Genomic DNA, 13,195 nt, shown 5'->3' with positions numbered 1-13,195 from the left:
TTCCTTTTTTCTTCATCTTTTTCTATTTTTGCAGTTTCAAAAACTTGAAAGTCATGGGCATATATTTAAATCCAAACAACGAAATGCTTCGGCAAGACCGCAATGCAAAGGTTTTCATTGATAAGTCGATGATAATTGCGAATCTAAACACTCTTGTCAATTCAAGAGAAAAATTCGTGTGTGTTTCCCGTCCTCGCCGCTTTGGGAAAAGCATGGCGGGCAACATGATTGCAGCCTATTATTCAAAGGGTTGCGATTCAAGGGAGCTTTTCAAGGATTTGAAAATCGCACAAGATGAAAGCTACAAGACCTATCTCAACAAACTGAATGTGATTAAGTTGGATTTGAATGCCGAATACATGATGCTAAAAGATCCTTCACTATTGATTGACGCTATGAGTGAATCTGTGAAAAAGGAACTGGAAAAACAATTCGGACTTCAGTTTTCACTCAACGATTCACTTGCCAGCGCCTTGCTGAAAACATATTCAGAAACAGGAGAGTCTTTCGTCATCATCATCGATGAATACGATGTTCTTGTTCGCGAAAAAGTGCCCGACACTCTATTTAACGAATATCTTAGATTCCTTAACTCACTTTTCAAGAATTCGATACTAAGCCCTGCCATTTCACTTGCCTATCTAACTGGCATTCTGCCTATTGTCCGCGACAAAATCCAATCGAAACTCAATCTTTTCAACGAGTATTCAATGACAAATCCAATGAATCTTGCCGAATTCGTGGGTTTCACGGCTGAGGAGACAAAAGGCCTTTGTGAACAATACGGCATGGACTACGAAGAATGTAAACGCTGGTATGACGGCTATGATTTAAAGACCGTGAAGGAGGTTTTCAGTCCCCGTTCGGTGGTGAGTGCCATGATGAACCATGAATTTGGCAGCTACTGGACACAAACAGGTTCTTACGAGGCCTTGAAGCTCTACATCCTTATGAATTTCAACGGCATGAAAGACGATATCGTCACTATGATTGGCGGCGGGAAAGTGCATGTTGAAGTGGAGTCGTATCTGAACACGATGACGGATTTCCGTTCAAAGGACGATGTATTCACCTATCTGATACATTTAGGCTATCTGGCCTACGACAGGGAAACACAGCTCTGTTATATACCGAATGAGGAAATCCGCAAGCAGTGGAAAATTTCCGTGCAATACGAACAAGAATACAAACCCATAATCAAGATTGTGGAAGACTCCAAACGGCTTCTCGAAGCCACGATTAACAAGGACGAAAAAGCTGTAGCCGAAGCTTTGACAGAGGCTCACATCCGCGCCACCAATCCGCTGACTTACAACAACGAAGCCTTATTCCAAAGTGCCATCGGATTAGCCTATTTCTACGCCAACCTCAAATACACCGTCATCAAGGAACTGCCGACGGGAAAGGGTTACGCAGATTTAGCTTTGATTCCTTACGTTCCGAACATTCCTGCCATGATTATCGAGCTGAAAAACAACAAGTCAGCCGAATCGGCCATTAATCAGATTAAGGAAAAGAAATACGATGACCTTTTGGAACACTACCGTGGCGATTTGCTTTTTGTGGGAATAAACTACGACCCCGACACCAAGGAGCACCAATGCAGAATTGAAGATTGTGTAATTGAGTAATACCCAAAACAAAAAAAACCATTAGCAAAAATGAGAAAGCACATTATAACACTCATAGCCATCTTATTGACAATCAATTGCATTGCACAAGAATGGCACAATACAGGCAGCGGAAAAGCCACAGCCCCGAAAACGGAATTGATTTCAAGCAGTGAAAAGCAAATCATTATACAATTCAAATTAGACGGATTTCACACGACAAACGTTGCAACGCCGCAAGGTGTCCAAAACATCGTTTCAGTGCCCGAAATGGTTTCACGCCTTGAAGCAGGTTGCCCCGATTTGCCGCACTACCCTATTCCCGTCATCATTGGCGACAAAGCCGAGATGAAGGTTTCGGTTTCCAATTGCGAATACACTGATTTTGAAAATATTGAGATTGCTCCATCAAAAGGCAACCTCAGCCGTCAAGTCAATCCTGAAGATGTGCCTTACACCTACGGTGAAGTCTATCAGCAAAATGCTTTCTATCCTGAAAAAACCGCCATACTCGATGCACCCTACATCAGCCGCGATTTCCGTGGACAAAACATTTTGGTCACGCCTTTTGCCTATAATCCAATCACAAAAATCTTGCGCGTCTTCACAAAAATGACCATCGTCATGGAAAAAGTGAGCGATAATGGTGAAAATCAGAAGATTGAAAGAAAATCAAACAGCATAAAAAGTGATGCCGAAATACAGCATTACTATCAAAGACGCTTCATCAATTTCGGAAAGACAGGCGAAAAATACACTTTCATTGAAGACCGCGGCACCATGCTGGTCATTTGTCCTGAGCAATACCAGGAAGCCATGCAGCCTTTCGTCGAATGGAAAAACATTTCCGGCAGGCCAACCGAAATGGTCAGCGTGACCGAGGCTGGCGGCAACAATGCCGAAAACATAAAGTCCTATATCAGAAACAAATATCAGAACGACAACCTCGAATTTGTGCTGCTTGTCGGCGATTACAACGACATTACGCCATCCCCGATTTCAACGGGATACACAGACAGCTGGTTCGGCCAACTGGAAGGCAACGACCACTATATTGAGGTGTTTGTGGGCAGATTTTCAGTCGAAAGCGTTGCCGATGTCGAAAACCATGTCAACAAAGTGATTTATTACGAGCGCGATATTCCGGCAGGTTTGGATTGGCTGGACAAAGGCGTAGGCATCGGCTCAACCGACGGTCAAGGCATGGGCCACCACGGAGAATTGGATTGGCAGCACATTGATTTCATCCGCGACACCCTGATGCACTACACCTACACCGAGATTTCGCAACGCTACGACCGTTACAACAACCCGACCGCCACCCAATTAGACCAGGATTTCAACGCTGGTGTCGGCATCTGCAATTACTGCAATCACGGCTCCGAAACCAGTTGGTTTGTTTGCAGTTACAACAACAGCCGTGTCAATAACCTGACCAACGATTACAAATGGCCTTTCATCATTTCCGTGGCTTGCCTGAATGGTAAATTCAACTATTATCAGCCTTGCTTTGCCGAGACCTGGATGCGTGCCAAAGACAACACCACGGGCGCACCAACCGGTGCCATCGGCGGCATTTTCTCCTGCATCAATCAATCGTGGGCACCCCCGCAATACGGCCAAGACGAAATGAACGCCATCCTCACCGAATGGCGCGATGCCGACCTTTACAACCACACCATGGGCGGAACCATGCTCAACGGCAACGAGTACATCCTTGATGCCGCACCCAGCGACTACGGCATCACGCACGACACTTGGCTGCTCTTCGGCGACCCATCGCTGCTGTTGCGCACCACCAATCCAACCGAAATGAACGTGACCTGCACACCCGACGTGCTGATGATCGGTTTGGACAAACTCAACCTCACCGCTGATATCGATTTCGGCATTGCAACGCTTAGCATCGATGGCGAAGTGCTTGCCTCAAGCTACATTCAAAACGGTGCTGCGGAACTCAATTTCAACTCATTGCAAAACGTCGGCACAGCCACATTGACCATCATCGGTTACAACAAAGTGACTTACATGCACGACATGGAAATCGTGCCATTGGAAGGACCATTCGTCATGCTCGACACTTATTCCGTCAACGATGAAAACGGACAAATCGACTTTGATGAAACCACTGGACTCAACATCACCATCAAAAACGCTGGCGTTGAAAACGCAAGCGACATCACGGTTACATTATATTCAAATTCCGATTTCGTGGAAGTCATCGACAGTGTGGCACACGTTGCAACACTTGCCGTCGGCGAACATTTTGCCATCAACAATTTGTTCACTCTGCAAACCGCCAACAACATAATTGACGAAACGACAGCCACTTTCACCTTGGTCTGTTCCTGTGCGCAAGGTTCGTGGACGAGCAGTTTCAATGCCGTTCTTCACGCACCATCATTGGCTTTGGCTGATGCCGCCACCACAGGCAGCAACACGCCTGGGCAAAACGGAACTTTAATCATCAAAATCAAAAATGAAGGCAGCAGCACATCACCAAATGGCGTTTTGATTCCTTTCAGCAGCACCAGCGACATTGTTTTCAACCACACATCCTATAGTTTTTCAAGTATTCCGGCCAATGGCCTCGCCACTATCGAAATGCCATTCAGCATTAGTGGAAACGCTACCAACGGCACCGCCTACGAAATTGATTTCGTTGCTTCAACAGGACTTTATTCACTGAATGGCAGCACCTTAATCATCATTGGTGCAGACAAGGAAGACTTTGAAACCGGCGATTTTGAAAAATACAACTGGATGTTCAGCGGCAACGCTTGGACAATCGTCAGTGATGAAGTCCATAGTGGGAGCTACGCCGCACGTTCGGGTGCCACAACCAACAACCACACATCCGACATGATTCTGACGCTGCAAGTTGCCAACGAAGGCGAAATCAGTTTCTGGAAAAAGACATCATCAGAAACCAACTGCGACAAACTGCTTTTCTACATCGACAATACCGAAATGGGCGCGTGGTCAGGTTATCAAGACCATGAATGGAAAAAAGCCATCTTCCCTATTTCCGCCGGCACTCACCTCTTGCGCTGGGTCTATTCGAAAGACGCTTCCTCGGCACAAGGCGAAGACTGCGCTTGGGTTGACGACATACAATTCCCGCCCACCTCGGTCATTTACAACATGCCACCCGTTGAGAACCTCATGACTGCCGTCAACTGCAACACGGTCTCCTTGTCATGGGACGCCCTTTCATCAAACTACACCTATATCATTGAGCGCAACGGATTCGAAATAACGCGTCAAAGCAACACTCAATTCACCGAGACCTTAGCCGACGGCATTTATACCTACAGCGTCATTGCCACCGACAACCAAGGCCATTATTCCGAACCGAGTTACGCTGTCGTTGAAGTCGGGGTGCTTTGCGTCGATGACATGGAAATCAAATTCAGCATTTATCCGAATCCGACACATGGAGTGCTGAATGTCAAGACAAACTGCGCTTCGTTCAACTACGCCATTTTCAACAGATTAGGACAACTGATTGATTCAGGAAGTGCCATCGGCGGCCAGCAGATTGAAATTGACGGCCTTACCAAAGGGCTTTATTTCATCCGTCTCGTTTCAGGCAAACAGACAACGGTGAAGAAGATTTTGGTGGAATAAAATGAAATGAAAAACTAAATCGCAAATCCGATTACAGCTGTTGTTTCAGTTCCTTCTGTTTTTCAGCAAGGCTTTTATCCAACGACAAGAGAAAATTGCGCGTTTTGTCAAGGGTCTCAAGCAAAATCATGCGCTCTTCGTAATCGCTGAATTTGTCTTTCAAGGCTTGTTTTGCACCTGCCAAAGTATAGCCTTTCACCTTCGTAAGATGGTAAATGACATGCACATAGCGCACATCGCGTTCCGTAAAAAGGCGGTTGCCTTTCTTGTTCTTGCGCGGACGCAACACATCAAATTCCTTCTCCCAATAACGAATCATCGAGGTGTTGACACCAAACATATCGGCCACTTCACCGATGCTGTAATAATATTTTCCTGATTTGTTCTCTTCCATAATTAGTCCATTGTTTTTGTCGGAATCGTCGACCGTTCCAGAATCTTTTCGTATTGGTCAGGCGTCAAGTCGTTGAAAAAGAAGTGCATCGGGTCAATTGGGGCATCATTTTTTAGCACTTCGTAATGCAGGTGCGAGCCTGTCGACTTGCCTGTTTTTCCCACACGGCCAATCACTTGTCCGCGCGTCACTTTCTGTCCCTTACGCACTGCAAAATTCTTCAAATGCGCGTATCGCGTCTTGTAGCCATAACCATGATCGATAGTTATCATTTTTCCATAGCCCCATCGCGTCGTTTCCACTTCAACGACTTTGCCATTGCCCGAAGCATAAACGCTGACACCTTCATTGGCAGAAAAATCGATGCCACTGTGAAACTTGACCACGTTGTCAATCGGGTCGGGACGATAGCCAAAATATGAGGAAATATACTTCAAGTCCTTGGTTTTCATGGGCATAATGGCCGGAATGCTGCTCAACATTTCCGACTTGTTGCGTGCCATTTCGAAAACCTCGTCATACGACTCCGACTGGGCAAACATGCGGCTTGCGATAATATCAAGTTTTTTTGAGGCACTCGCCACAATATCGGAATTGGAATATCCATAAAGGTGGTCGTAGCGATGAGGACCGCCATAACCTGCGCGACGCACCGAGCGCGGAATCGGTTCTGCCTCAAGCACAACACGATACACGTTATCGTCGCGGTCTTCCATATCGGCCAGCAAAGTCTCCATGTTGTTGAGTTTGTCGTTCAGGATTTCGTATTGCAGCTTCATGTATTCCAATTCGCGTGCCTGCATTTTTTCCTTCGGCGAACTGAAGAACGTATACAAAAGGAACGCAAACAGAAAAGCGAAGCCACCAAACATTAACACTGCCAAAAGAACACGCCCAATGACTGCCTTTGCAGGCAATTTGTACTTCTCAAAACTCAATGTCTTATGATTGAATATGTATTTCTGGCGTTTCATGCGTGCAAAAATAGAAAAAATTAACCTAAATTTGCACGCTTTTTTAATGACAAATAATAATACCTACATAAATGAACGCATTTGAAATCAGAAACAGCTTTTTGGAATTTTTCCGTTCCAAGGAACATACCATTGTTCCTTCGTCACCTATCGTAGTGAAAAACGACCCAACCCTGATGTTCACCAATGCTGGCATGAACCAGTTTAAGGACATCTTTTTGGGCAACCAACCTGCCAAATTCAAGCGTGCCAGCGATACGCAGAAATGCCTTCGCGTTTCAGGCAAACATAATGATTTGGAAGAAGTTGGCCACGACACCTATCACCACACCATGTTCGAGATGCTCGGCAACTGGTCGTTTGGCGACTATTTCAAAAAGGAAGCCATTGCCTACGCTTGGGAATACCTGACCGAAATCGTGAAAATTGACAAAGACAAATTGTATGTCACCGTTTTTGGCGGCGATGAAAAAGACGGCCAAGGCCCTGATATGGAAGCCTATAACTACTGGCTTGAACATGTCGATGAAAGCCGCATCATCTACGGCAACAAGCACGATAACTTCTGGGAAATGGGCGAAACCGGTCCTTGCGGTCCTTGCTCCGAAATCCACGTCGACCTCCGCGACGATGCCGCCCGCGCTCAGGTTCCTGGCCGCGACCTCGTCAACATGGACGACCCGCAAGTGATTGAAATCTGGAACCTTGTGTTTATGCAATACAACCGTTTGGCTAACGGCCAGCTCGTGGAACTGCCAGCAAAACATGTCGATACCGGCATGGGCTTCGAGCGTCTGGTCCGCGTGCTGCAAGGCAAGACCTCGAACTACGACACCGACATTTTCCAGCCGCTCATTCAGGAACTGGCTAAGATGTCAGGTTTCGCTTACGGCAAGGAAGAGAAGATTGATGTCGCCATGCGTGTCATCGCCGACCACTTGCGTGCCGTCAACTTCGCCATCGCCGATGGACAACTGCCGTCCAACAACGGCGCCGGTTATGTCATCCGCCGCGTGTTGCGCCGTGCCGTGCGTTACGGCTTCACTTTCCTTAACTTCGACGAGCCTTTCGTTTACAAACTTCTGCCTATCCTTGTCGGCCAAATGGAGCATAACTTCCCGGAAATCAAGACACAGCAGGAACTTGTCACCAAGGTCATCCGCGAAGAAGAAGCCTCTTTCCTCCGCACTTTGGCACAAGGCATCAAGCGTTTTGAAGGCTATTGCGAACAAAACAAAGGTCAAAACATCGACGGCAAATTTGCATTTGAGTTGTTCGACACCTACGGATTCCCTATCGACCTCACCAACCTCATGGCTCAGGAAAAAGGTCTGGAAGTCGACATGGAAGGCTTCAAGGCCAACCTCGACGAACAAAAGAACCGTTCACGCAAGGCCGCCGAAAAAGCCAATGGCGACTGGGTCGTGGTGAAAGAAACCGAACAACCAACGCAATTCATCGGTTACACCGAGACTTCGGCTACTTGCAACATTCTCCGTTTCCGCGAAGTGACGGAAAAGAAGAAGACTCATTTCGAAATCGTCCTCGACCGCACGCCTTTCTATGCCGAAATGGGCGGACAAGTCGGCGACACTGGTGTTTTGGTTTCCGAAAACGAGACCATAAAGATCTTGAACACCATCAAGGAAAACAATCTGGCTATTCATATCACTGAGCAACTGCCTCAGAATCCTGAAATGGAATTCACGGCAACAATTGACACAGAACGTCGCCAACGCATTGCCAACAACCACAGTGCCACGCACTTAATGCACGCTGCATTGCGTCAAGTCCTCGGCACACACGTCGAACAAAAAGGCTCTTTGGTCGATGACCAGCGTCTGCGCTTCGATTTCAGTCACTTTGCCAAGATGACACCTGAAGAAATCCGTCAGGTGGAAGACATTGTCAACCGCAAAATCAGGGAAAACATCAAAAACGAGACCCTCGTTGACATTCCGGTTGACGAAGCCAAAGCCTTGGGCGCAACTGCATTATTCGGTGAAAAATACGGCGACAAAGTCCGCGTCGTGATGTTTGACAAGAACTACTCCATGGAACTTTGCGGCGGCACACACACCTCGGCCACGGGCAATATCGGCACATTCAAAACCGTTGCTGAAAGCGCCATTGCTGCCGGTGTGCGCCGTATCGAAGCCATCACGGGCGAAGCCGTCGAGCAATATCTGAATGATAACCTCGACCAATTGGGACGCATCAAGGAAATCGTGAAAGGCAACGATGTGGTGAAAGCCGTCGAATCGCTGGCCGAACAGAACCAAGCCTTGAAGAAAGAAGTGGAACACCTGATGCAGGAAAAGGCTCAAAACATGGCCGAAAAACTGATGGCGAAAGCCACCGACTACGAAGGCTGCAAACTGATTATCGACACGCTGAACTGCACCGGCGACCAGCTCCGCAACATTGCCCTGATACTGAAGCAAATGAACGAGAACACCATTGCCATTCTCGGTTCCATCAACGAAGGCAAGCCTTCGCTGTGCCTGCTGTTACCAGAAGCCTTTGCCGATGCCAAAGGCTTGGATGCTACAAAAACAATCCGCGAAGTCGCCAAGGAAATCCAAGGCGGTGGTGGCGGTCAGAAGACCTTGTGCGTGGCAGGTGGCCGCAATGCCGACGGACTGCCGAAAGCCATGCAGATGATTCGAGAGAAAATATAATTCCACCTTTATGAATTGAGACGCGACAAATCGCGTCTCTACAAATAGAAAAGCCGTGAGCAGTCACGGCTTTTCTGATTTAAATCCGATTGGCAAATCACTTCCTTCTCCTTTGTTTTGGAATATTTCTTTCAGGATGTTTCACCGATTCCGTAAAATCAGACCAATCTTCGACTTTAAAACCCCGAATGTCACGGACTGAATCCCTGAACCAATCTATGCTACTCAAGGCCTGTATAGCATTATAAAGATTTGCAAGACTTGGATTCGTGGTTAAATAAACACTTCCCTGCAAGTTGACAAAATCGTATTCAGCCAGCACTTGCTTTATCTCATAATAAGCATTATTGTACGGTTCTCCATAGTTTTTGTTCAACTCGGCAACCACCAGATCGAATGCTATTGCAAACATAACTCTTCGTTTACGGGTTCAAAATAATCTACCTCGCCCCAAAAGATACGTCCAAGATCATCTTTTGCAGCCACGACCGTTCCTCTAAACGGATTATCTTCAATCTCAATGATTTCTCCAACTATCCACTTGCTCAAATGAGTCAAATAAGGACTAATTCTAATTTGCTGACCTAATTTCATCTCTAATATTTTTTGCAAAAGTAATCATTTTTCCGAAATAACATGTGTTTTTAAAAACTCAATCAATTTCCGTGTTGCCCGTCCACGATGACTGATGCTATTCTTGACTTCGCTACCCAATTCGGCAAAAGTCTTGTCGAAGCCATCAGGCTGGAAAATCGGGTCGTAGCCGAAGCCTTCCGAACCGCGTTGTTCCCTGGTGATTTGGCCATCGCAACGGCCTTCAAAATAATAAGTCTCGCCATTCAGGTTCAAGGCAATCACCGTGCGGAATGCAGCCTTTCGGTTTTCGCAGCCTTTCATGGCATTCAACATTTTTTTCACATTGTCCTGATAACTGCAATGCTCGCCCGCATAACGCGCCGAATACACGCCGGGAGCGCCATTCAAGGCTTCCACTTCAAGGCCAGTGTCATCAGCGAAACAATCCACATGATAGTTATTCGTGATATAATCCGCCTTGATTTTGGCATTGCCTTGAATTGTGTCGGCATCTTCGATGATTTCTTCATGGCAGCCCAATTCCTCAAGGCTCATGACATGGTAAAGGCCATCCATTATCTGACGCATTTCTGCCAGCTTGTTCTTATTGTTTGTTGCAAATACGATTTCGCGCATAAGGGAGTAATTTAAAGATTTAATTTCAAAGATTTAAAGATTTAAGATTTAAAGATTTAAGATTTAAAGATTTAAGATTCAAAAATTTAAAGATTCAAAGATTCACACCGCTCATTGAGCTTGTCGAAATGACGAATTAAAGAATCAATGGCTTTCAGTTATCGGTTCACGGTTTTCAGTTACTGACAACTGATAACCGACAACTGACAGCCCAAAAATCAATCCAATTTCCAATCAATAGGTTCTATGTTATGTTCTATCAAATAATTATTCGTCTTCGAAAAATGGTGGCAACCAAAGAAACCACGGCTTGCCGAGAGTGGCGAAGGATGCACGGAAGTAAGAATCAAATGCTTGAATGGGTCTATCAATGCACGTTTTGCAATGGCATAATTTCCCCAAAGGATAAACACGAGATGCTCACGTTCTTCCGACAAGGCACGAATAGCAGCATCAGTGAAAGTCTCCCAGCCATGACGCGAATGTGAGGCCGCTTGTCCGGCTCGGACAGTCAAAGACGCGTTCAGGAGCAGCACACCTTCCCTCGCCCACTTTTCCAAATTCCCCGAATGTGCCATCGGAATGCCCAAATCATTGTTCAGTTCCTTGAAAATGTTCAGCAGACTCGGCGGAAACTGCACGCCATCGGGCACTGAGAAAGAAAGTCCATGCGCCTGCCCCGGACCATGATAAGGGTCTTGTCCCAAAATGACGACCTTCACCTTATCGAAAGGCGTCAGGTTAAAAGCATTGAAAATCAGTCTTCCGGGAGGATAAACGGCATAATGCTGTTTTTCCTCGACCAGAAACGACTTCAAATCGGCGAAATAAGGTGCTTCGAATTGTTCACGCAACACTTTGTACCAACTTTCGTCTATGTCAGGTTTTCGAATTTCCATAATATATTGATTTAGTGATATATAAACTCAATTCATTTTATTTTTTCAGTTCTTGTTTCAAAAAGCAAAAGCATTTCAAGCCATCATGCCAAGAACATTTCAAAACGCAAAAGCATCCATTTGTCAAATTATCCGATAAAATAATCTGCAAAGATGGAAATAATTCCGATAAAAAGTCGTTAATTTGCAAATCAAATTTCAATTCCATGAAGAAAAAAATAGCCATAGCTTTATTAGTAGCATTTGTATCGGGTATTCTTATGACAGCTTGCAGATCGAATTCAGGCTGCCCTGCCTACGGAGAATCTCAAAAATATCAAAAAGAGACTCGCTACTGATCAGGCTCGCCGGAGGCACTAAAACGATAATGCCATGAAAAAACCGGTTTTTAGAGTTTTATTGTTCGCGCTGCTGGCAGCGTGCCCTATTTTATTGCATGGCCAGGAGATTGCCATTGATTCGCAAAACGACACTCCCATAGAGGAGAAACTCATTTACAATCATCAGAATTCCTTCAACATAGGCATTCATTCGCAAGGCTTCGGTTTGGGGTTCAAGATTGGAAAAATCAAGAACATCTATACAACAAGTAATTGGGAGACAGAGTTTTTTACGCTCAATTCACTGAAAGAAGTCAGGCTGCTTTCGGGCTATGCAAGCACATTGGCACGTCCATTCGTTTACGGCAAACTAAACACCGTGTTTGGATTCCGTTTCGGCTACGGCCAAGAAAAACGCATTTACGGGAAACCATACTGGGGCGGCATCGAATTGCGGTGGATTTACGAAGGCGGCGTGTCGTTGGCTTTGCAAAAGCCTTATTATTACTATGTTCTGGTCTACAAAGGCAATCCCAACATCGAATACAGTGAAGTCATCGAGGAAAGGACTTTCGACGATCAAAGCCAATGGCTTGACATTGTGGGGAAAGCTCCTATAACCAAAGGATTCAACGAAATACGCCTTTCTCCCGGAATCCATGTGAAAGGCGGACTCAGTTTCGACATCGGCACATCACGCACCCGGTATCAAGCCATCAATTTCGGTGTAGTGGCAGAATGCTATCCAATGGGCGTTTCCATCATCGACTCACAACGCGACAGGCGTTTTTTCCTCACGTTCTTCCTTTCCTACAATTGGGGATCACGGTTTAATAAGTAAGTGGTCGGAATTAATTCACTCATTTCGACAGGCTCAATGAGCGGACAATAAGCTTACTGAGCCTTGCTCCATGAGCTTGTCGAAGGGTCGAAGCATTGTGCCTTTTATGTAAACTAACTTTGCTCACCTACTTATCACAACCTGTTGGCATGTAGAGACGCACGGCCGTGCGTCTTTACGTTCCAAAAAATCCGACCAAAAGGCATGTTTTGTGGAATGGTTTCGGTTCGGGTCTCCTCTTTTGAACGTTCCGATAAGCGAAGGAGACTCCCGCCTTCGCGGGAGTGACGGCCTTCGCGGTGTGAATGGCCAGAAAACGAGGAACGTCGGAAGCAAGAATAATTAATGAATAATTCGTGGAATTTGATGGTAATTCGTGTTTGAAAAAAACAAGAAGGGCGGCCCTTATTCAGGGTCGCCCTTCCGTTTCGTTTTGCCGTATATGATTTGGTTTGGGGCGGTAGAGACGCGACATGTCACGTCTCTACACGTGTCCCAAATCATTTCATTTATTTAACGACAGTAACGCGCTGTGTGCTAACGCCGTTTTCAGTAGCGATGCGGACCATGTACACGCCAGCGTTGAACTGGGCCATGTTGATATGGTATTCATCACCATCGATTTCAGCATCAT

Annotated in this window: 12 protein-coding genes; 5 read left to right on the top strand and 7 right to left on the bottom strand. The window is 46.0% G+C overall.

The window, feature by feature from the left end:
• Positions 1 to 53 precede the first annotated feature (53 nt).
• Complete coding sequence (locus tag AC06MN_RS07640; RefSeq protein WP_475671766.1) at positions 54 to 1,631, top strand: AAA family ATPase; 1,578 nt, start codon at positions 54 to 56, stop codon at positions 1,629 to 1,631.
• Between the two features lie 30 nt (positions 1,632 to 1,661).
• Positions 1,662 to 5,240, top strand: a complete 3,579-nt coding sequence (locus AC06MN_RS07635; RefSeq protein ID WP_475671765.1) for a C25 family cysteine peptidase — start codon at positions 1,662 to 1,664, stop codon at positions 5,238 to 5,240.
• Positions 5,241 to 5,271: 31 nt separating this feature from the next.
• Here AC06MN_RS07635 and AC06MN_RS07630 read toward each other — a convergent pair whose 3' ends face one another.
• Both AC06MN_RS07630 and AC06MN_RS07625 read right to left on the bottom strand, forming a co-directional pair.
• Complete coding sequence (locus AC06MN_RS07630) at positions 5,272 to 5,634, bottom strand: MerR family transcriptional regulator (protein ID WP_475671764.1); 363 nt, start codon at positions 5,632 to 5,634, stop codon at positions 5,272 to 5,274.
• 2 nt (positions 5,635 to 5,636) lie between these two features.
• Positions 5,637 to 6,608 carry a M23 family metallopeptidase gene (locus AC06MN_RS07625; protein WP_475671763.1) on the bottom strand — a complete coding sequence of 324 codons (972 nt, stop codon included), beginning with the start codon at positions 6,606 to 6,608 and terminating at the stop codon, positions 5,637 to 5,639.
• 71 nt (positions 6,609 to 6,679) lie between these two features.
• On the opposite strand from AC06MN_RS07625, the gene alaS reads away from it, so the two are divergent.
• Positions 6,680 to 9,289: an alanine--tRNA ligase gene (gene alaS / locus AC06MN_RS07620; protein WP_475671762.1), complete on the top strand. Its 2,610-nt coding sequence runs from the start codon at positions 6,680 to 6,682 to the stop codon at positions 9,287 to 9,289.
• Positions 9,290 to 9,386: 97 nt separating this feature from the next.
• On the opposite strand, the gene AC06MN_RS07615 is transcribed toward alaS, so the two are convergent.
• The 4 genes from AC06MN_RS07615 to ung all read right to left on the bottom strand — a co-directional run bounded on the left by AC06MN_RS07615 (position 9,387) and on the right by ung (position 11,400).
• Positions 9,387 to 9,701 (bottom strand): virulence protein, encoded by a 315-nt coding sequence (locus tag AC06MN_RS07615; RefSeq protein ID WP_475671761.1) that lies wholly within the window; start codon positions 9,699 to 9,701, stop codon positions 9,387 to 9,389.
• Positions 9,689 to 9,883 (bottom strand): hypothetical protein, encoded by a 195-nt coding sequence (locus AC06MN_RS07610; RefSeq protein WP_475671760.1) that lies wholly within the window; start codon positions 9,881 to 9,883, stop codon positions 9,689 to 9,691. The genes AC06MN_RS07615 and AC06MN_RS07610 overlap by 13 nt, the downstream gene beginning before the upstream one ends.
• Before the next feature lie 24 nt (positions 9,884 to 9,907).
• A complete protein-coding gene (locus AC06MN_RS07605; protein WP_475671759.1) occupies positions 9,908 to 10,501 on the bottom strand; it encodes a non-canonical purine NTP diphosphatase in 594 nt (197 codons plus the stop codon).
• Between the two features lie 218 nt (positions 10,502 to 10,719).
• Positions 10,720 to 11,400 carry a uracil-DNA glycosylase gene (gene ung, locus AC06MN_RS07600; RefSeq protein ID WP_475671758.1) on the bottom strand — a complete coding sequence of 227 codons (681 nt, stop codon included), beginning with the start codon at positions 11,398 to 11,400 and terminating at the stop codon, positions 10,720 to 10,722.
• Positions 11,401 to 11,606: 206 nt separating this feature from the next.
• On the opposite strand from ung, the gene AC06MN_RS07595 reads away from it, so the two are divergent.
• The gene (locus tag AC06MN_RS07595) at positions 11,607 to 11,738 is read left to right on the top strand and encodes a hypothetical protein (protein WP_475671757.1); all 132 of its coding nucleotides are present in this window, start codon (positions 11,607 to 11,609) and stop codon (positions 11,736 to 11,738) included.
• Positions 11,739 to 11,772: 34 nt separating this feature from the next.
• Entirely contained in the window at positions 11,773 to 12,561 is a 789-nt protein-coding gene (locus AC06MN_RS07590; protein ID WP_475671756.1) for a hypothetical protein, read from the top strand.
• A 509-nt stretch (positions 12,562 to 13,070) separates the two neighbouring features.
• Here the strand turns inward: AC06MN_RS07590 and AC06MN_RS07585 are convergent.
• Positions 13,071 to 13,163 (bottom strand): T9SS type A sorting domain-containing protein, encoded by a 93-nt coding sequence (locus tag AC06MN_RS07585; RefSeq protein ID WP_475671786.1) that lies wholly within the window; start codon positions 13,161 to 13,163, stop codon positions 13,071 to 13,073.
• Positions 13,164 to 13,195: the final 32 nt, after the last annotated feature.

Source organism: Candidatus Limimorpha sp. (assembly GCF_056203535.1).
Note: the sequence above shows the minus strand (reverse complement) of the source record. Positions and strands in the feature narration are given on the sequence as shown.

What these genes read in the sequence shown, in the direction of transcription:
- AC06MN_RS07640 (WP_475671766.1), top strand. Translation starts at nt 54, where the DNA reads ATGGGCATATATTTAAATCCAAACAACGAAATGCTTCGGCAAGACCGC.
- AC06MN_RS07635 (WP_475671765.1), top strand. Translation starts at nt 1,662, where the DNA reads ATGAGAAAGCACATTATAACACTCATAGCCATCTTATTGACAATCAAT.
- AC06MN_RS07630 (WP_475671764.1), bottom strand. Translation starts at nt 5,634, where the DNA reads ATGGAAGAGAACAAATCAGGAAAATATTATTACAGCATCGGTGAAGTG.
- AC06MN_RS07625 (WP_475671763.1), bottom strand. Translation starts at nt 6,608, where the DNA reads ATGAAACGCCAGAAATACATATTCAATCATAAGACATTGAGTTTTGAG.
- alaS (WP_475671762.1), top strand. Translation starts at nt 6,680, where the DNA reads ATGAACGCATTTGAAATCAGAAACAGCTTTTTGGAATTTTTCCGTTCC.
- AC06MN_RS07615 (WP_475671761.1), bottom strand. Translation starts at nt 9,701, where the DNA reads ATGTTTGCAATAGCATTCGATCTGGTGGTTGCCGAGTTGAACAAAAAC.
- AC06MN_RS07610 (WP_475671760.1), bottom strand. Translation starts at nt 9,883, where the DNA reads ATGAAATTAGGTCAGCAAATTAGAATTAGTCCTTATTTGACTCATTTG.
- AC06MN_RS07605 (WP_475671759.1), bottom strand. Translation starts at nt 10,501, where the DNA reads ATGCGCGAAATCGTATTTGCAACAAACAATAAGAACAAGCTGGCAGAA.
- ung (WP_475671758.1), bottom strand. Translation starts at nt 11,400, where the DNA reads ATGGAAATTCGAAAACCTGACATAGACGAAAGTTGGTACAAAGTGTTG.
- AC06MN_RS07595 (WP_475671757.1), top strand. Translation starts at nt 11,607, where the DNA reads ATGAAGAAAAAAATAGCCATAGCTTTATTAGTAGCATTTGTATCGGGT.
- AC06MN_RS07590 (WP_475671756.1), top strand. Translation starts at nt 11,773, where the DNA reads ATGAAAAAACCGGTTTTTAGAGTTTTATTGTTCGCGCTGCTGGCAGCG.